This window comes from Aminobacter niigataensis, assembly GCF_014200015.1.
Taxonomy (GTDB): domain Bacteria; phylum Pseudomonadota; class Alphaproteobacteria; order Rhizobiales; family Rhizobiaceae; genus Aminobacter; species Aminobacter niigataensis.
The window spans coordinates 77,868-96,465 of record NZ_JACHOT010000007.1; the positions used below are offsets into that span (position 1 = coordinate 77,868).

The following is an 18,598-nucleotide window of genomic DNA, read 5'->3' on the forward strand; positions in this document are numbered from 1 at the left end:
GCAAGATCTTCGATTGTTAGCACCTGCGGCAGGGGCCATCAACCTGTCGGGTTTTCCGCCTAGCTACAGCACGGCTGGCCATCGCCTTTCGCGGGGCCGCAGCAGGCAGCGGTGGCCTTAGCCTGTTCGACCAGCCAACGGTCTCGCGGCTTGCAGCTCGCCGCCCCGGGCGGACAGCTGCACATGCACATCACCTCCCTGGACGAGCGGCATCGATGCCTGGTGAAGCTGCATCGGCGCGATGCCGTCGCTTGCCTCAAAGGTCAGCTTGGCAGTGGGATCGAGCGCCACGTGTTCGCTGACCTTGCGTATGATGGCCGAGAACTTTCCGGCGGGCATGCGGGTCCGCTCGTCCTCGTTCGGTGTCGAGGGGCGAAACGCAGGAACCACTCAGGCTCAAGGGCAAGCAGTTCAGGGCATAGAGCCCGCGCCAGGGACGCTTGATGGGTGGCCCCGGCTTTCCACCGGGGCCTTATTGCAGGCCGATCTCTACGGGTGCAATGGTACGCCTGTCTCAGGCGAATGCGCCGTTGCGCACTTACGATCCGACAGTGACGACGAAGTGTTTCGTCACTGGCTCGATGATCTTCCAAGTGCCCTTGAAATCCGCTTCCACGACAAACGCGTCGCCCGGCCCAACCTCGACAGGCTCGCCGCCGTCTGGAGTGATGACGATACGGCCCGAGATCATGTGGACGAATTCGTAATCTGTGTAGCTTGCGTGGTAGGTGCCCGGGGTCGCTTGCCATGTTCCCGACAGAACCTTGCCGTCCTTGGTCTTGTGCTGGACGGCGGTCTTCATCGTCGGCTTTCCTTCGACCACCACCCATCCCGGCAGATCGTTGACGTCGGCATTTTCCACTTTGCCGAACTTGAGGACAGTGTTGTGTGCCATGGTAAAGAACTCCCATTTATCAGACGCTTCTCAATAGCCGATGTATCATTGACAGGCAACTTAGTTTCCTACCATTTAATTTTCTTGAAGGTCTTGCGCCGCCGAGGAGAGGCGCAAGTCCCGGCACTTGCGGCGGCGATCGAGATCCAGCAGACGCTGGCAATCGCGCCTGGGCTGGTGGGGAAAGCGGAAGATCCAAGAGCCAAGCTGTCATCCAGGGAACGCGCGCGACAGGCTGGCCACGCGCTCGACCGATCAGGCGAAGCAACTCCTTATGCTTTGCGCCGCACCGATCGCAGACGAGGCCGGCGATCTTTCGAACCACCTAAGCGGCAACCGCTTCCCCCGAGAAAACTGGACAATCGACAAGCACGCGGCCCATGCGCGTCCTGATGGCGCAGAATCGGTCGCAGACATTGCTGTGACGGAATTAGGCGGCCAAGGTCTGCGCAAGCACGCGCCCGATGTCGGCAATGGCGGCATTCCATGGATGCAGCTGGCAGTTTGACCCAGCGCAAAGAAGCCACCGCCGGACTTGCTATGGTCTTTCGGTCGGGTGCAACACCCTCTGTTTGCACTTGATGCAACCTCGCCCGCGCTGCTTCCCCATTCGGCGCGGGCCTTTTCGTTTGCTGGCCGGCTGTCTCTGTCTCCGGCGAAGCAAGGCCAAGCATGGCTGCGACGTTTGCCGCATCGAGGCAACCGCGGGCATCTTGTTTGCGCTAGCGCAAAGAAGACGCAAGACGTTGGGTCATACTGCCGGCAGCCCAACCGGAGAAATGCTCGTGCCTGACGCCAATCAAGAAAGCTCCCTTCTGCCGATGCTGGTTGCCGGGCTCGTCCTAGTGGCGGTCGGCGGCATCGCCATCATGATGTTCGTCTGACCGGCGGCCGGGACCCGCGAGACAGAACCCACGCAAAGGCGGGGCAAAGATGGGGCGTATCCGCCATATTGCTGCCCTGCATGTGAGCCGGCGGATATGCCGGAGCTCAGGCGGAAATGCCAAGGGCCCGCCGGTGGTACCGGCAGGCCCCTATGTCGGAGCGATGGCGGGCGGGGGTGTTGGGTCGCTCCGTCAACAGGAACGTAGCTGTGAGGCTTCGGTTCCCGAACTCAGAAACGGCAGCGCAAGCCGCTTGTATCCGCGTTCATTCAAGCTGCATCACCCGCCAATCACCACGCGGAACGCATAGCGACAGGGCGGCCGCCGCAAGGCCTGGCTGCCATAGCGGGGTGAACTCAGGACGCAGTCTGCCGCAGGCGGGCGATCAGGGCGACAAGTTCCGATTGGCGCCCGGTGCCGGTCTTGGCAAAAATGGAGCGGAGATGCGATCGCGCCGTCTCATAGCTGACCGACCGCAATTCGGCGGCTTCGCGAAGCGACATGCCATCGGCCAGCATCGAGGCCAGCATCGCCTGGGACTTGGTCAGGCCGAATGTTTCGGCCACATTTTCGGGTTCCGATATCTTCGATTGATCGAGGTCTTCGATCAGGCAAACGCCAACCGAGTGCGAGAAGATGTCGAGAAGGTTGCCGCCGAGACGCTGGATACGCAGCAGGATCGGCCGCGCGGCATCCCTCTGGATCACGACCGGCTTGGCGAGGCTAGGGTCCAGCCATCTTTCCGTCAGCACGGCATTCATGCGCGTCTTGATCAGGACGGTTTCGGCATGTGTCCGCGAACGGAGTTCACCTTGCGAAATCTGCAATTCGCGCCCGAGGCTTGCGCTTGCGGCAGCGTTCGTGGCCGTTACTCTCCCAAAGCGGTTGAAAAACACCGCTCCCATCCTGGCCATCTGGAAGGCTTCCAGCATGCCGTCGATTTTCTGGCTGGCAATGTTCCACATGATGGAGGCGGAGACCATCAACCGGTCCCGCATGGCGCGGAAAATCCGCTCGTCCTCTACGTCGAACGGGTCCTCGTCCAGGCGCCGGTGCAAGGTGAAGCAGACCAGGTCGCTGGGGTTGGAGAGGCCTATGATGCAGGTGCGGCCAATGCCGTATTTCGACTGGGCGCGATAATATTCCTGCTTCTTGAAATCTTCGCTGGTGGTGTAGTGCTGTTCCAGAACGGTTCCCTGCAAGGCCAGCAACGGCAATGCGCGAAGACGCCACTCCCTCTTGTTCCAGCCGCCATCAAAGTAGCCCTCGAGGGCTGGCTGGAGGCTGTCAGTCATGACCACCCCACCGGGGAAACAGCCATGCAACGGCACGATGTTGACCCCGAAGGCGCCCGTAGCTTCGGCCACCTGGTCGAGAATGCGCGGCCACAAGGAAGGGTCGACGGCAGCTTCGAGAGTTCCGTCGAGCGCACGATCCAGTTTGGCTAAGTCAATTCGCATGGGCATGCAGAACAGGCGCGAGTTCTATTTTCCAATACATACATCAATACGTCGCAGGAAATCGAGACAGCTGCGGTGCGTGTTCGGACTCGATTTGCCCTGGCCGCGATGAATACCCAGATGCTCCCGCCGGCATTTTCTTCCAGCCGATGCCGGCGCTGCACGCGGACGGATCTTTCTGCCGTCCATGGAACTGTCCTTCGTTTCGGGAATTGAATCGTGAGGCAGCGTTCAGGAGCCCCACATCATGCCGACGCCGTTGCAGCCGCGCCAACCGAGAGAAGATCAAAACAGCTTCGAATACTTCTTCGCGGCGGCGGTCATGATCGCCGTTGCGGCAACGCTTCTCAACGCAGCGGCGGCGGATTTCATGCTGGCCATATTGCTGCTGCCCTAACCGCACGAGGAGCGGGAATGCCCCGCTTGCCGCTATGGACTGGTCGGATTGGTTCTATGTCGCCGTGGCATTCGGCACAGTGAGCGCGGTGCTTTGGCAACTCGGCTACTAATGGCTGGTGGGTCGCACGCGGCGCGCCGCCTCTTCGTCGCGAACATGTCGACGGCGCAAGATCGCGGTCGCCTTGAGCTTTGCAATTGCCGCCTATTGCGCGCAGACCCGGACATTGCCCGGGCCTGCGGATTTGTACGCGCTCGGCGCTAGGCTGATTTCACCAGTCTCAGCAGCACGAGCAGGATCACAGCACCAATGGTCGCATGGAGGATGGCGGCGATGATGCCGGCCCCCAGGCTGATGCCGATGGCCGGAAACAGCCAGCCGGCAATCAGCGCGCCGACGATGCCAACCACGATATTGCCGATCAGGCCGAAACCGTAGCCCTTGACCAACTGGCCGGCGAGCCAGCCGGCGACGGCACCGACGATAAGGAAGACGAGCAGGCTTTCGATACCCATGTGATCTCTCCTGGTTTGTGCCGTTTGCAGGTCAGGCTACGGCAGTGGTCTGGTCTTCGACGGCAGCGCCCGGTGTATTCTTCTTGATCGACTCGATCGCCTTCAGCGCCGACGCCTTGGCCGCGTAGCCTTCGGAGCTGAACATGACCTCGCCATTGGAAGCCCTGAAGCGGAAGCGAAACTCGCCGCCCTTGTCCTTGTAGACCTCGAACTTATACATCGCATTTCCTCGTAATTACCGGTTCGCGACTCACGCCGCTGACGAATCGTCGCACAGGCTGGCGGCGAAAGTCCATCGCGGTTGCAAGGGCGCTGTGCCGACACGCTGCAGGCGTGTCAGGCGTCCCTGTCGGTCAGGCAGATGTGGCAGCAGCCCGTGCCGTGGCCGGGCGTCCAGGTGACATTGTCGAAGCGCACGCCGGTCGCCTCGAACAGGCCACGGTCGAAAGCGCCAGCGATCCGGCACAGCGTCGCCAGCCTGTCGTCGCCGACGTCTGCCGCCACCCACGCGTCCTTCAGCGGACAGCGCTTGACCTTGAAGGCGATGTGGCTGTCGCTGCGCTCGACATCGGTCGGGTACATGCGTCCGTCATCGGGGCTGACGGCTAGGAAAGCCTCGCCGATAGCGCGCGCGTCGTTCGGCCCGAACTGCGCGAACGCCACCTCGGCCACCTCGCGGCCGCGCCGTTCTATCGCCCGCACCAGCACTTCCTCGGCCTTCACCTCGCCCAGCTCGGCTGACAGCTCCTCCAGCATCAGCCGGTAGAGGTCGGCGCGGTTGCGGAAGGCGGAGTCGAGTTCCGCGGCGAGCTTTTCCGCACGTATCGCAAGTTCGGTCACGAAACAGTCTCCTTGATAGTCGGCAGCTCCGGCGTGGCGGCCACCAGCGCCCGGCCAGTGGCGGAGGCGGGTGCGGCGATCACCGCTTTCGCCTCGCCCTGTTCGACGATGCGTCCGCCATCCATGATGGCGATGCGGTGGGCGATCGCCCTGACAGCACCCAGGTCATGCGAGATGAAGAGATAGGCGATGCCCTCCTCCGCCTGCAGTTCCCCAAGCAGGCGCAGGATATCGCCGCGCACCAGCACGTCGAGCGACGCCACGGCCTCGTCGAGCACGATCAGCCGTGGCCTTGTGGCAATCGCCCGGGCAATGGCGACGCGCTGGCGCTGCCCACCCGAGATCTCGTGGACCCTGCGGCTGGCGAGTTCTGCCGACAGACCGACACGCTCGAGCAGGGCAGCGATGGCCTTGGGGCGCGTGGCTCGGTCGGCGATGCCGTGGATCCGCAGCGGATCGTCGAGCAGGCGCGCCACCGTGGCGCGCGGGTTGAAGGCGGCGAGCGGGTCCTGGAACACCATCTGCAGTTTCGGCCTGACGGCGCGCAGCGCGGCACCGCGCAGAACGAGCAGGTCTTCTCCGGCGAACCGAACGCTGCCGGCGTCCGGTTCGACCAGCCTGAGCAGGATGCGAGCAACCGTCGACTTGCCCGACCCCGAGGGACCCACCAGCGCCAGTGTCTCGCCGGCTGCAATTGAGAAGGAAACACCGTCGAGCGCGGCGAAATCCCTGTCGCCGCGACGGTAGCGTTTCGACAGCCCGTCGACTTCGAGCAGCGCGCTCATATGCCAGCACCAGAATGGGCCTCGAGCCCCAGATGCGCGGCAAGCAGCGCGCGGCTGTAGTCGCTCCTGGGTTGGGCGACCAGTTCGACAGTCGGCGCCAGCTCGACCATGCGGCCGTGGCGGAACACGGCGATGCGTTCGGCAAAGCTGGCGGCGAGCGCGATGTCGTGGCTGACGAAGATCAACGCCATGCCGTCCTCGGCCACCAGTTCGCGGATCAGTGCCACGATCTCGGCCTGGACGATGGTGTCGAGCGCGCTCGTCGCCTCGTCTGCGATCAGCAGCCGCGGCCGCGCTGCGATGGCCGCGGCAATCGCCACGCGCTGCTTCTGCCCGCCGGAAAGCTGGTGCGGATAGGCATGCGCCAGTACCGAAGGCTCGGGCAGCCTCACCCGGTCGAGCAACTCGACTGCCAGCCGCATTGCCGCGCGCCAGTCCATATCGAGATTGGCATGCGCCACCTCGGCCACCTGCTTACCGACCGACATGACAGGGTCGAGGCTCGACCCCGGGTCCTGGAAGACGAAACCGATGTCGCGACCATTGCGCGCCGGATGGTCGAGACCCGGCCACGCGATTGTTCCTTCCAGCGTCGCCGTTTGCGGCAGCAGGCCGGCAATGGCCCGTGCCAGCGTGCTCTTGCCCGAACCGCTCTCGCCGATGACGGCCAGCCGTTCGCCGGGGGCCAGGTCAAGGTCGACGCCTTCGAGCGCCGCCGCTGTGGCGCCGCTGTAGCGCACGCCCAGTCCACGCAGCGAAAGCAGCGGGCTCATGCCTGCCCCTCCCGCGCCGCGGTGCTTTCGACCACGCCCTCGCCGGCGAGGTAGACGCCGAGCACTGAGAAAACCAAGGCGATGCCGGGTATGACCGAAAGGAAGGGCGCCGAGCGCAGCACCGCCCTGCCCTCCGCGATCATGCCGCCCCAGGTGACGCGATTGGGATCGCCGAGGCCGAGGAAGGACAGTGCCGCCTCCGTCAGGATCGCCGCCGCCACGATGACCGAGGATAGCGCCAGCACCGGCGGCAGCGCATTGGGCAGCACCTCGCGGAAGGCGATCTCGATGGGATGCATGCCGATGACCCGCGCCGAGGCGACATAGTCGCGCTCGCGGATCGACAGCACTTCGGCGCGGGCGATACGCGCCGGCCCGGTCCAGGCGCTGAGCGCGATCGCCGCCACCACCACCGAAAGTGAAGGCCCGACGACGCTGACGAGTGCCAGCGACAAGAGGAAGCCCGGCACCGTCTGGAAGGCGTCGGTGATGCGCATCAGCACCTCGTCGACCAGCCCGCCGGCAAAACCGGCCACCGTGCCGACGACGCTGCCGACGAGGATCGATGCAGCGGCGGCGGCAAGGCCGACGGCCAGCGAGGTGCGCGCGCCGTGGAACAGCCCGGCCAGCACGTCGCGGCCGAGCCTGTCGGTGCCGAGCGGCAGCGCCCAGTCCTGGAAAGGCCGCAGCAGGGGCTGGCCGGCGATGGCCAGCGGGTCGCCGGGAAACAGCAAGGGCGCCGTCAGCGCCATCGCGCCAAGCAGGCCGAGGATGACGAAACCGGCGACGGCCTCGGGCGAACGGAACAGGCGGCGCAGGCTCATGCGTTCGCCTCGTTGGCGCCGACGCGCGGGTCGAGCGCGGCATAGGCGATGTCGACGAGCAGGTTGATGACGATTACGAGCACGGCGCTGACAAGGATAATGCCGATCAGAAGCGGCGTGTCGCGCGACCCCACCGCCTCCTGCGCCAGCCGGCCTAGGCCCGGCACCGAAAACACGCTTTCGATGACCACGCTACCGCCCAACATCTGGGCCGACTGCAGGCCGAGCATGGTGACCAGCGGCAGCAGCGCATTGCGGGCGACATGGCGCAGCACGATGCGGCGCCGGCCGATCCCCCTGGCGCGCGCGGCGAGGGTAAAGTCCATGCGCCAGACCTCGGCCATGCCAGCGCGCATCATGCGCAAGTACAGCGCCAGATAGATCAGGCCGAGGCTCGTCACCGGCAGCACCATATGCCGGGCAATGTCGAGCGCGCGGGCAAAACCCGTCTTGCCGGACGCGATGGTCTCCATGCCCGACAAAGGCAGCCAGCGCAGCTCGACCGAAAAGACGATGGTCAGCACCAGCGCCAGCCAGAATCCCGGCACGGCATAGAGCGCCAGAGAACCGATCGACAGCAGCCGGTCGCGGGCGCTGCCCGGCCGCGCGCCGGCAAGGATGCCAAGCGCTGTTCCAAGTGCGAAGGACAATGCAGTTGCCGCCCCCATCAGCAGCAGCGTGTTGGGCAGCCGCTCCAGCACGACATCCAGCACCGGCCTGGAAAAAGCGACCGAATGGCCGAGGTCGAGATGCAACAGCGCCCAGAGATAGGCGGCAAGGCGCGTCATCGGCGAAGCATCGAGCCCCCAGCTCTGGCGCAACGCCTCGATCATGCCGGCGTCGCCGCCGACGGAGGCGACATAGGCGTCGACCGCGTCGCCGGGGGCGGCCTCGAGCAAAAGGAAGGAACCGACGATCACGATCAGCAGCACCGGGATGCTGCCAATCAACCGGCGCCGGAGAAGGCGCAATGCGCGGTTCATGACCTACCCTCCCCCTTGTGGGGAGGGTGGCCCGTAGGGCCGGGTGTGGGTTAGCGGAGTGGAAGAATTACCCCCACCCCCACCCCCACCCCTCAAGGAGGAGGGGAATTCTGATTCCGCCTGGTCGGCCAAGACAAACACCCACCCAATTGAAAAGCGCGCAACCGCCAGTCCCCCTCCCCCTTGTGGGGAGGGGTCAGGGGTGGGGGTGAATTGAGGCACTGCGACTTCCAGGGGCATGCTCAGTAACGGGTCATCATCCCAGCTCAGGCGATGATGTCACGTTTCGACATAGGTGTCCGCCCAGTTCGAAACCGCCCAGCGCGGGTTGTTCGACACGTTCTTCACCGTGTCGCGCGCCACTGTGATGAAGCCCCACTCGGCAACGTTGATCAGCGGCAGGTCGGCCGCCACCTTCTTCTGGAACTCCTTGTAGAGCTCGATGCGCGCCGCAGGATCCAGCGTCTCCGCCGCCTTGGCGATCAGCGCGTCGAGCGCGTCGTTCTTGTAACCGCCCTGGTTGGAGAACGGCACGCCATCGGGGATACCCGACTGCACCAGGATGGTTGTCGAGATCGCCGGGTCGCCGCGGAACACAGGCGGGGCGATGGCGATGTCGAAGGCATGGTCGGTGTAGACGGCCTTCTGGTGCGCGGCCGAGTCGTTGTTGACCAGTTCGGCGTCGATGCCGACGGCAGCCAGCGCCTGGCGCAGATAGTCGCCGAACTGCTTGGTCTCATTGAAATAGGGCGCCGGCAACAGCTTCAGGGCAAAACGCTTGCCGTCGTCCTTCTTCGGATAGCCCGCCTCGTCGAGCAGCGCATTGGCCTTGGCGACGTCGAAGCCATAGGTCGCAACATCAGGCGTGTAGAACTGCTTGTCGTTCTGCGGCACGATGCCGGTCGCCGGCTTGGCGTAGCCGAGGAAGATCGTCTTGACGACGAAGTCCTTGTCGATGGCATGCGCGATCGCCTGGCGCACCTTGAGATCGGCGAGTTCCTTGCGGCGATGGTTGATCTCGACGACGAGCTGGTAGGTCAGCGCCTCGTATCCTTCCGTGATCACCCTGATGCCGGGCACTTTGGAAATGCGCTCGAGGTCGGCCAAAGGCACGGCGGAAAACGCGGCGAGCTGGATCTCTTCGGCCTCCAGTGCACCGGCCGCTGCCGCACGGTCAGGCAGCACGCGGTAGATGATCTCGTCGAGTTGCGGCTCGCTCTCGCCCCAGTATTTGTCGTTCCGCTCGAGCCGGTAATATTCGCCCGGCTTGTGCTCGGCAAACTTGAACGGCCCGGTGCCGACGGGCGCATTGTTGGCCGGGTTCTCGGCGATGTCCTTGCCCTCGTAGACATGCTTGGGCACGACCGACGTCAGCGCCGGCAGCGCGTTCTTGATCAGTTGCAGCGGCGTCGGCTTGGAGAACTTGAAGACGGCGGTGTGTTCGTCGGGTGTCTCAACCGCCTCCAGGTTCTTGAAGACGACGCGGCCGAGGTTCTGCAGAGGTTTCCAGACGTTGAGCGCCGAAAACGCCACGTCGGCCGAGGTGAAGGGCTTGCCGTCGTGCCAGGTCACGCCCTCGCGCAGCTTGAAGGTAACAGTCAACCCGTCCTCCGAGCCTTCCCAGCTCGTCGCCAGCCGCGGCTCAAGCCCGCCCTCACCGTCGAACGAGGCCTCGGCCAGCGGCTCGACAACCTTGCTTGCGACGAAGAACACGCCGTTGGAAGCGACGATCGCCGGGTTCAGGTTGCGCGGCTCGGAGTCGGCCGCCACCACCAGCCGCCCGCCTTTCTTCGCCTGCGTCCAGCCGATCGATGGCAAGGCCGTCGACGCCAGAAGGAATGCCGACCCTGCCAGGACCCTGCGCCTGGAAATTTTGAAACCCGCCATATCGGCCTCCATGCCCTCGGCACGGCGACATCGCCGGCCCATCAGATGATGGCCGGGATTATGATCCGGGAAAGCCGTTTTGCGAGAGACGAAATTGGCGTTTTGCGGCGCTGGCCCAAAACATTGTGCTCTTTGCGCGATGCCATGCCGCGCAAACGCCTCGGAAAATGCATCGGCCCGGAAACCGCTGCCGATTTCCGGGCCGATGCATAAGACCGTGCGTCGAATATCTGCCGCCGTTCAGGCGGCCTTCTTCTTGGCCAGGCGGGCGCGTATGCTTTCGACATCGGCGCGCGGCGTCGCCGCAAACAGCGTCTTGGTGTAGCTGTGCTTGGGGTCGGCGAAGACCTCGTCGCGGCTGCCATATTCGACCGCCTCGCCGAAATACATCACCATCACCTCGTCGGCGATGTAGCGCACCACACTGAGGTCGTGGCTGATGAAGACGTAGGTCAGCTGGAACTCGTCCTGCAGGTCGGCGAGCAGGTTCAGCACCTGTGCCTGCACCGACAGGTCGAGCGCCGAGACGGGCTCGTCCAGCACCAGCAGCTTCGGGTTCAGCATCAGGGCACGCGCAATGGCGATGCGCTGGCGCTGCCCGCCGGAGAACATGTGCGGATAGCGGTTGTAGTGCTTCTCCTCGAGCCCGACCTTCTTCAGCAGCGTCATCGCCCGGTCGCGGCGTTCGTCGGCGGGCGTCTTGGTGTTGATGACCAGCGGCTCGGTCAGGATGTCGCCGATCTTCTGGCGCGGGTTGAGCGAGCCGTAGGGGTTCTGGAAGACGATCTGCACCTTGCGGCGCATCTCCGGCGTCAGGTCGCCCTTGGCGATGTCGATCTTCTTGCCTTCGATCAGAAGATCGCCCGACGTCGCCGGATCGATCAGCGTCAGGATGCGGCCGAGCGTGGACTTGCCGCAGCCGCTTTCGCCGACGATGGCCAGCGTCTTGCCCTTTTCGACAGAGAAGCTCACGCCTTTGACGGCGTGCACGGTCTTGGCTTTCTTCAGAAAGCTGCCGGGCACATGGTAGTCGCGCACGATGTTGCGCGCTTCGAGAATGACGCTCATCGTGCTGCCCCTTCAATCTGGTCGTCGACGAACAGTTCGGAGATCGTCGGCAGCCGGTCGCCGGTCGCATTGTCGGGCAATGCCGCCAGCAGCGCGCGCGTGTAGTTGCTCTTGGGGTTCTCGAACAGCGTCAGCACGTCGGCCTCTTCCATCTTGCGGCCCTTGTACTGCACGACCACGCGGTCGGCGGTCTCGGCAACCACGCCCATGTTGTGGGTGATCATGATCAGGCCCATGCCATAGTCCGCCTGCAGCTTCATCAGCAGGTCAAGGATCTGCTTCTGGATCGTCACGTCGAGTGCCGTGGTCGGCTCGTCGGCGATCAGGAGCTTGGGGTTGCAGGCGATCGCGATGGCGATCATCACCCGCTGGCACTGGCCACCCGACATCTGGTGCGGGTAGGAACCGAGGCGCTCGGCCGGGTCGGCAATGCCGACCGCCTCGAACAGCTCGATCGCCCGCTTGCGGCGCGCGGCTCTGTCGAGCCCCAAATGCATGCGCAGCACTTCCTCGATCTGGAAGCCGACGGTGAAGCACGGGTTGAGGCTGGCCACCGGCTCCTGGAAGATCATGGCAATTTCCTTGCCGATGATCTTGCGCCGCTCGTTGGCCGACATCGACAGCAGGTCGCGGCCGTTGAAGGTCAGTTTGTCGGCCGTGACCTTGGCCGTCCAGGGCAAGAGGCCCATCGCCGCCAGCATCGACACCGATTTGCCCGAACCGGATTCGCCGACGATGGCGAGAACCTCGCCCTCGTGAACCTTCATCGACACGCCGTTGACCGCCCGGAAGGGGCCAGAGGCCGTCTCGAATTCGACGACCAGGTTTTCGATTTCAAGAAGTGCCATGTCAGGACCTCTTCAGCTTCGGGTCGAGCGCGTCGCGCAGGCCGTCGCCCATCAGGTTGATCGCCAGAACGGTGATGAGGATCGCCACGCCCGGGAGCGTCACCACCCACCATTTGCTCTGGATGAACTCGCGGGCCTCGGCCAGCATCGTGCCCCATTCCGGGGTCGGCGGCTGCGCGCCCATGCCGAGGAAGCCCAGTGCGGCGGCATCGAGAATGGCGCTCGAAAACGACAGCGTCGCCTGGACGATCAGCGGCGCCATGCAGTTCGGCAGGATCGTCTTGAACATCAGGCGGATATGGCCGGCACCGGCCACCTTGGCGGCGACGACGTAGTCGCGGCTCTTTTCGCTCATCACCGCGGCGCGGGCCAGGCGCACGAAATGCGGCTGGTAGACGAGCGAGATGGCGATCATGGCGTTGACAAGGCCCGGCCCGAGGATGGCCACCAGCACGAGAGCCAGCAGCAGCGACGGGAAGGCCAGGATGATGTCCATCACGCGCATGATGGCGGTGTCGACCCAGCCGCGGAAGTAGCCGGCGATCACGCCGAACACGACACCTACAACCAGCGACAGCGTCGTCACGATGACGCCGACGAACAGCGAGAACTGGGTGCCGAAGATCAGGCGCGAAAGCATGTCGCGGCCGACGGCGTCGGTGCCGAGCAGGAAGTCGGCGCGGCCGCCCTCCTGCCAGACCGGCGGAACCAGGACCGCGTCGCGGTACTGCTGGGTCGGATCGTGCGGTGCGATCAGCGGGGCGAAGATCGCCAGCAGAACCAGGAAAATGAAGAACACGAGGCCGATGACGGCGCCGCGGTTTTCGGAGAAGTAGTACCAGAATTCGGCCAGTCGCGCCCGGCGGGACGGATCAGTCGAAACGGCGCTTGTTGCAGCAGCTTGAGACATGACGCCCTCCTAGTGCCGGATGCGCGGATTGATGAGACCGTAAAGCAGGTCCACGGCAAGATTCACCAGCATGATGACGGCGGCGATCATCAGCAGGCCGCCCTGGATGACGGCGTAGTCGCGCCGCGACACGGAATCGACCATCCACTTGCCGATGCCCGGCCAGGAGAAGATCGTCTCGGTCAGGATCGCGCCGGCGAGCATCACGCCGACCTGCAGGCCGACCGTGGTGACGACCGGGATCATGGCGTTGCGCAGCGCATGGACGCCGACGACACGGAAGGTCGACAGGCCCTTGGCGCGCGCGGTGCGGACATAGTCTTCCGACAGCACTTCGAGCATCGCCGAGCGCGTCTGGCGCGCAATGACGGCAAGCGGGATGGTGCCCAGCACAATCGTCGGCAGGATCAGGTGGCTGACGGCCGACTTGAAGGCGCCGGCCTGGCCGGACAGCAGCGAGTCGATCAGCATGAAGCCGGTGACGGGCGGGAAGTAATACATCAGCGAGATGCGGCCGGAGACGGGCGTCCATCCGAGCATGCCGGACACCAGCATGATCAGCAGCAGGCCCCACCAGAAGATCGGCATCGAAAAGCCGACCAGCGCCGTGCCCATCATCGCCTGGTCGGCGAAGGAGCCGCGCTTGATGGCGGCGATCATGCCGGCGGGAATGCCGAGCACGACGGCGAAGATGATGGCGCAGAGCGAAAGCTCGACGGTCGCCGGGAACAGCTCGAAGAACTGGTCGACCACCGGCCGCTTGGTGACGATCGAAGTGCCGAAATCGCCCCGCACGACGCCCCAGAGGTAGTCGAGATACTGGATGACGATCGGCCGGTCGAAACCGAGCTGGGCGGAGATTTCCGCGTGGCGCTCCGGCGACATGACGCGCTCGCCCGACAGGAGGGCTACGGGATCGCCGGGCAGAAGTCGGATGAATGAGAATGCGATGATGGAAACCCCGACGAATGTCGGGATGAGGACGGCTAGCCGCCCCAATAGGAACCGGAGCATGTCAGACCTTTAAGTGAATGTTCCGAGAAAGGTAAGGGTAGCACAAAATGTGCATTGGGGCGCTTGTCGTCCAAGCGCCCCAACCCAGGTTGGCCATGTTTAGGCAACCTTACTCCGTGATGTCAACTCCGTCGAAGGCGAAGTCGCCGAGCGGGCTCTGGACGAAGCCTTCGACGTTCTTGCGCATCGGCACGACCGACAGCGAGTGGTCGATGGTCGCCCAGGGGGCGTCCTTCTTGAACACCACCTGCGCCTGCTCATAGAGCTTGGTGCGCTCGGCCAGGTCGTTGGTCTCCTTGGCCTTGGTCACCAGGTCGTCGAACTCCTTGTTGCACCACTGGGCGCGGTTGTTGCCGCCGACGGCGTCGCAACCGAGCAGGGTGTCGAGGAAGTTGTCCGGATCGCCATTGTCGCCGGTCCAGCCGAGCATGACGGCACCGTCACGATCCTTGGCCTTCGACTTGTCGAGATATTCGGCCCACTCGTAGGAGACGATCTCGACCTCGACGCCGACCTTGGAGAAGTCGGACTGGATCAGTTCGGCCGCGCGGCGGGCGTTGAGCATGTAGGGACGCGAAACCGGCATCGCCCACACCTTCATCTTGAGACCGCTGACGCCGGCTGCCTCAAGTGCCTTCTTCGAGGCTTCCGGATCGTATTTGTCGTCTTCGACGGCCTTGTTATACGACCACATGGTCGGCGGGATCGGGTTGGTTGCCGGGGTGGCAGCACCCTGGAACACGGCGTCGACGATCGCCTGCTTGTTGATGGCCTGGTTCAGCGCCTTGCGGACTTCCGGCTTGTCGAACGGAGCCTGGGTGGTGTTGTAGGCCAGGTAAGCAACGTTCAGGCCTTCCTGCTCCATCACCTTCAGGTTCGTGTCGGCCTTCATCGCGGCCACGTCTGCAGCGTTCGGGAACGGCATCAGGTGGCATTCGCCGGCCTTCAGCTTCTGGTAGCGAACCGATGCGTCAGGGGTGATCGCGAAGACCAGGTCGTCGATCTTCTGCTTGCCGCCCCAGTAATCCGGGTTGGCCTTGTAGCGGATGATGGCGTCCTGCTGGTAGGCGACGAAGCTGAACGGACCGGTGCCGAGCGGCATCTGGTTCATCTGGTTCATCTTGCCGTCGGCCTGCAGCTTGTCGGCATATTCCTTCGACACGATCGAAGCGAACGGCATCGCGATGTTGGCGAGGAACGGCGCTTCCTTGCGGGTGAGCGTGATCTTGACCGTCAGGTCGTCGACCTTCTCGACCGACTTGATGACTTCCGGGAAGCCCATGCCGGCGGAATATTCCCACGAAGCGCCGGTCACGTACTTGTTCCAGGGATTGTCGGCCTTGAGCTGGCGCTCGAAGGAGAAGACGACGTCATCGGCGTTGAAGTCACGGCTCGGCGTGAAGAACTCGGTGGTCTGGTACTTGACGCCCGGACGCAGCTTGAAGGTGTACTCCAGGCCGTCGTCGGAGATCGTGTAGCTCTCGGCCAGGCCCGGCTCGGTCTCGGTCGTGCCCTTCTTGAACTCGAGCAGGCGGTTGTAGACGGTGTGCGCAGCAGCGTCGAAAGTCGTGCCGGCAGTGTAGAGGCCCGGATCGAAGCCTTCCGGCGAACCTTCCGAGCAGTAGACGAACGTCTTGGCGCTCGCCGCACCGCTGAGGACGGTTGCAGCCAGCAACGCGGCCGCAAAGGTCGTTTTTTTGAACATTGAACACTCCCTATGATTTTTCCCAAGCCCTACCCGTCAGGCTCGCAGGCGCGCATATAAGCACCGTTTATTCAGCTTTGGAACTCCCCGCCTACGTGCCCTTTGGTAAGCAGAATAAATTACCCACAGATGACTTGAAGACAGTCTGTTTTTTTCGAAGTTTCATTACCGGGCAGTCGATTTCAACTTTGCCGACGCTTCATCAGAAACCGCTTTATCAGCGTCCGCTACGCCATATCCCGTCCCGGTCGCGATATCGGGCCGGCCGCGTCGTGGCCGGGTCCAGCCGTGCCAAAAAAAGCGCAATTCGTGTGTCTAGCTGACGTTGGGTGATACTTGCCGTTAACGTCAGGTGGCAATACAAACAACTACAACATGCCCCGACGCGGCACTGTTCTTGCGGCGCTGCGACTGATCACGAGGGCGAATGCCGGCGGTCCATCAAGCCGGAAAAACAAGAACAACGTGGGAGGCTGCATTGGCTAAATCTACCGGCAAGGCGCGTACGGCAAACACCGCAACGAAGACGGCGGCCACCAAACCCGCCGGCAAGGAAAAGCCCGAAACCAGGGCAACCGCCAAGCCTGCCGCGCCGAAGGCCGAGGCCGCCAAATCGACAGCCCCGGCGAAGCCCGCCGCCAAGCCGACAGCCAAGACGACAGCTCCCGCAAGGAAGGCCGAGGCGAAAGCCGCCGCGCCAGCAGCCAAGGCGAAGGCCACGCCGGCAAAGCCCGCCAGTGCCAAGCCGGCAACGCCCAAGTCGGCTGCAACCAAGGCAAAGCCGGCCGAAACCAAGCCTGCTGCTGCCAGGGCCGAACCGGTAGCGACCGCGCCTGCTGGCAAGGTCGCACCTGCGAAGGCTGCTCCCGCCGCGCCCGCCAAGTCTGCGACCAAGCCGGTGGCTGCGAAATCCGAATCCACCAAAGCCGCCCCGGCCAAGCTTGCCGAAATGCCGAAGCCCGCAGCCAAGGCCGCGGCGCCGATGAAGGCCAAGCCTGCCGCCAAGTCTCCCGCGGCAAAGGCCAAGCCCGCCACCAAGTCTCCGGCGGCAAAGGCCGAGCCGGCGGCCAAGGCAGCCACCAAGCCCACCCCGGTCAAGGCCGGCACCAGGCCATGGCTGAAGAGCTACCCCGCCAACATGGCCGCCGAGATCGCGCCGCTGGCCTACCAGTCGATCGGCGACCTGCTCACCGCCGCCTGCCAGACCTATGCCGGCCGTCCCGCCTTCTCCTGCATGGGCAAGTCGCTGACCTATGGCGAGCTCGACCGCATGTCGACGGCGTTTGCCGCCTGGCTGCAGTCGAAGGGCCTCGCCAAGGGCGCGCGCGTGGCGATCATGATGCCCAACGTGCTGCAGTACCCGGTCGCCATGATGGCGGTGCTGCGCGCCGGCTACACCGTCGTCAACGTCAACCCACTCTACACCCCGCGCGAACTCGAGCACCAGCTCAAGGATTCGGGCGCGGAAGCCATCATCATCCTGGAGAACTTCGCCACCACGCTGCAGGCGGTCGTCGCCAAGACCGGCGTCAAGCACGTCGTCGTCGCCTCGATGGGCGAGATGCTCGGGCTCAAGGGCGTGCTGGTCAACCTGGTCGTGCGCCGCGTCAAGAAGCTGGTGCCGGCTTGGTCGTTGCCCGGCCACGTCACGTTCATGGCAGCGCTCAAGGAGGGTTCGGGCAAGAGCCTCAAGCCCGTCGCGGTTGCCCCCGACGACATCGCCTTCCTGCAATATACCGGCGGCACGACCGGCGTTTCCAAGGGCGCGATGCTGATCCACACGAACGTGCTGGCCAATGTCGCGCAGCTGGCGCTGTGGGTCGAGGACGCCTACACGGTGCGGCCCAAGCCGCCGCACCTGACCTTTGTCTGCGCGCTGCCGCTCTACCATATCTTCGCGCTGACGGTGAACGCGCTGATGGGCATGCAGCAAGGCGCCCTCAACGTGCTCATCCCCAATCCGCGCGACATCCCCGGCTTCGTCAAGGAACTGGGCAAGTTCAACTTCAACATCTTCCCCGGCCTCAACACGCTGTTCAACGCGCTGACCAACAACGAGGATTTCCGCAAGCTCGACTTCAGCGGCCTGATCCTCTCGCTCGGCGGCGGCATGGCCGTGCAACGGCCGGTCGCCGAACGCTGGAAGAAGGCGACAGGCAACCACATCACCGAGGGCTACGGCCTGTCGGAGACCTCGCCGGTGGCGACCGCCAACAAGTGCTCGTCGCCCGACTTCACCGGCACCATCGGCCTGCCCCTGCCCTCGACCGACATCGCCATCCGCGACGAGGACGGCAACGACATGCCGCTCGGCGAGGTCGGCGAGATCTGCATCAAGGGACCGCAGGTGATGGCCGGCTACTGGAACCGGCCCGACGAGACCGCCAAGGTGATGACGCCGGACGGCTACTTCAAGTCGGGCGACATGGGCTTCATGGACGAGGCCGGCTTCACCAAGATCGTCGACCGCAAGAAGGACATGATCCTGGTCTCGGGCTTCAACGTCTATCCCAACGAACTCGAGGACGTCGTCGCCCAGCATCCCGGCGTGCTCGAAGTCGCGGCCATCGGCGTGCCGGACGAGCATTCGGGCGAAGTGCCCAAACTGTTCGTCGTGCGCAAGGATCCCGACCTCACCGTCGAGACGCTGATCGCCTACTGCCGCGAAAACCTGACCGGCTACAAGCGGCCGAAATACATCGAGTTCCGCACCGAGCTGCCGAAGACCAATGTCGGCAAGATTCTCAGGCGCGAACTGAGGGGTTAGTTTCCGCTCGATCGCGATGAACACGCTGCCACCGTGGAGAAGT

General features: G+C 64.1%; 19 protein-coding genes and 1 pseudogene. 4 read left to right on the forward strand and 16 right to left on the reverse strand.

The window, feature by feature from the left end; all coding sequences use genetic code 11:
* Window positions 1–59 precede the first annotated feature (59 nt).
* Both GGQ99_RS21065 and GGQ99_RS21070 read right to left on the reverse strand, forming a co-directional pair.
* Window positions 60–357, reverse strand: a pseudogene (locus tag GGQ99_RS21065) (DUF6428 family protein); the annotation flags it as partial.
* 181 nt (window positions 358–538) lie between these two features.
* A complete protein-coding gene (locus GGQ99_RS21070; RefSeq protein WP_108609419.1) occupies window positions 539–895 on the reverse strand; it encodes a cupin domain-containing protein in 357 nt (118 codons plus the stop codon).
* Between the two features lie 274 nt (window positions 896–1,169).
* Here GGQ99_RS21070 and GGQ99_RS21075 point away from each other — a divergent pair, with 274 nt between their 5' ends.
* Complete coding sequence (locus GGQ99_RS21075) at window positions 1,170–1,403, forward strand: hypothetical protein (protein ID WP_183264068.1); 234 nt, start codon at window positions 1,170–1,172, stop codon at window positions 1,401–1,403.
* A gap of 732 nt (window positions 1,404–2,135) precedes the next feature.
* Here the strand turns inward: GGQ99_RS21075 and GGQ99_RS21080 are convergent.
* Window positions 2,136–3,074 (reverse strand): helix-turn-helix transcriptional regulator, encoded by a 939-nt coding sequence (locus GGQ99_RS21080; RefSeq protein WP_159091732.1) that lies wholly within the window; start codon window positions 3,072–3,074, stop codon window positions 2,136–2,138.
* 24 nt (window positions 3,075–3,098) lie between these two features.
* On the opposite strand from GGQ99_RS21080, the gene GGQ99_RS26320 reads away from it, so the two are divergent.
* Both GGQ99_RS26320 and GGQ99_RS21085 read left to right on the forward strand, forming a co-directional pair.
* Complete coding sequence (locus tag GGQ99_RS26320; RefSeq protein WP_256371646.1) at window positions 3,099–3,227, forward strand: hypothetical protein; 129 nt, start codon at window positions 3,099–3,101, stop codon at window positions 3,225–3,227.
* Between the two features lie 259 nt (window positions 3,228–3,486).
* Window positions 3,487–3,636 (forward strand): hypothetical protein, encoded by a 150-nt coding sequence (locus GGQ99_RS21085; RefSeq protein ID WP_183264069.1) that lies wholly within the window; start codon window positions 3,487–3,489, stop codon window positions 3,634–3,636.
* A gap of 260 nt (window positions 3,637–3,896) precedes the next feature.
* Here the strand turns inward: GGQ99_RS21085 and GGQ99_RS21090 are convergent, their stop codons facing one another.
* The 13 genes from GGQ99_RS21090 to GGQ99_RS21150 all read right to left on the reverse strand — a co-directional run bounded on the left by GGQ99_RS21090 (window position 3,897) and on the right by GGQ99_RS21150 (window position 15,788).
* Window positions 3,897–4,151, reverse strand: coding sequence for a GlsB/YeaQ/YmgE family stress response membrane protein (locus tag GGQ99_RS21090; protein ID WP_108609422.1), 255 nt, complete (start codon window positions 4,149–4,151; stop codon window positions 3,897–3,899).
* Between the two features lie 31 nt (window positions 4,152–4,182).
* Complete coding sequence (locus GGQ99_RS21095; protein ID WP_108609423.1) at window positions 4,183–4,371, reverse strand: YegP family protein; 189 nt, start codon at window positions 4,369–4,371, stop codon at window positions 4,183–4,185.
* A 116-nt stretch (window positions 4,372–4,487) separates the two neighbouring features.
* The gene (locus tag GGQ99_RS21100; protein WP_183264070.1) at window positions 4,488–4,991 is read right to left on the reverse strand and encodes an L-2-amino-thiazoline-4-carboxylic acid hydrolase; all 504 of its coding nucleotides are present in this window, start codon (window positions 4,989–4,991) and stop codon (window positions 4,488–4,490) included.
* A complete protein-coding gene (locus GGQ99_RS21105) occupies window positions 4,988–5,776 on the reverse strand; it encodes an ATP-binding cassette domain-containing protein (RefSeq protein ID WP_183264071.1) in 789 nt (262 codons plus the stop codon). Before GGQ99_RS21105 ends, GGQ99_RS21100 begins: the two co-directional genes overlap by 4 nt.
* Entirely contained in the window at window positions 5,773–6,549 is a 777-nt protein-coding gene (locus GGQ99_RS21110) for an ABC transporter ATP-binding protein (protein ID WP_183264072.1), read from the reverse strand. Before GGQ99_RS21110 ends, GGQ99_RS21105 begins: the two co-directional genes overlap by 4 nt.
* Complete coding sequence (locus GGQ99_RS21115) at window positions 6,546–7,373, reverse strand: ABC transporter permease (RefSeq protein WP_183264073.1); 828 nt, start codon at window positions 7,371–7,373, stop codon at window positions 6,546–6,548. Before GGQ99_RS21115 ends, GGQ99_RS21110 begins: the two co-directional genes overlap by 4 nt.
* Window positions 7,370–8,356 (reverse strand): ABC transporter permease, encoded by a 987-nt coding sequence (locus GGQ99_RS21120; protein ID WP_183264074.1) that lies wholly within the window; start codon window positions 8,354–8,356, stop codon window positions 7,370–7,372. Before GGQ99_RS21120 ends, GGQ99_RS21115 begins: the two co-directional genes overlap by 4 nt.
* Before the next feature lie 279 nt (window positions 8,357–8,635).
* Complete coding sequence (locus GGQ99_RS21125; protein WP_183264075.1) at window positions 8,636–10,243, reverse strand: ABC transporter substrate-binding protein; 1,608 nt, start codon at window positions 10,241–10,243, stop codon at window positions 8,636–8,638.
* Window positions 10,244–10,483: 240 nt separating this feature from the next.
* The gene (locus GGQ99_RS21130; RefSeq protein WP_183264076.1) at window positions 10,484–11,311 is read right to left on the reverse strand and encodes an ABC transporter ATP-binding protein; all 828 of its coding nucleotides are present in this window, start codon (window positions 11,309–11,311) and stop codon (window positions 10,484–10,486) included.
* The gene (locus GGQ99_RS21135; RefSeq protein WP_108609430.1) at window positions 11,308–12,159 is read right to left on the reverse strand and encodes an ABC transporter ATP-binding protein; all 852 of its coding nucleotides are present in this window, start codon (window positions 12,157–12,159) and stop codon (window positions 11,308–11,310) included. The genes GGQ99_RS21130 and GGQ99_RS21135 overlap by 4 nt, the downstream gene beginning before the upstream one ends.
* Before the next feature lies 1 nt (window position 12,160).
* Window positions 12,161–13,069: an ABC transporter permease subunit gene (locus GGQ99_RS21140; RefSeq protein ID WP_108609431.1), complete on the reverse strand. Its 909-nt coding sequence runs from the start codon at window positions 13,067–13,069 to the stop codon at window positions 12,161–12,163.
* Window positions 13,070–13,078: 9 nt separating this feature from the next.
* Window positions 13,079–14,083: an ABC transporter permease subunit gene (locus tag GGQ99_RS21145; protein ID WP_108609432.1), complete on the reverse strand. Its 1,005-nt coding sequence runs from the start codon at window positions 14,081–14,083 to the stop codon at window positions 13,079–13,081.
* Between the two features lie 109 nt (window positions 14,084–14,192).
* Complete coding sequence (locus tag GGQ99_RS21150; protein WP_108609433.1) at window positions 14,193–15,788, reverse strand: ABC transporter substrate-binding protein; 1,596 nt, start codon at window positions 15,786–15,788, stop codon at window positions 14,193–14,195.
* Between the two features lie 478 nt (window positions 15,789–16,266).
* Here GGQ99_RS21150 and GGQ99_RS21155 point away from each other — a divergent pair, with 478 nt between their 5' ends.
* Entirely contained in the window at window positions 16,267–18,555 is a 2,289-nt protein-coding gene (locus GGQ99_RS21155) for a long-chain-fatty-acid--CoA ligase (protein ID WP_281380084.1), read from the forward strand.
* Window positions 18,556–18,598 lie beyond the last annotated feature (43 nt).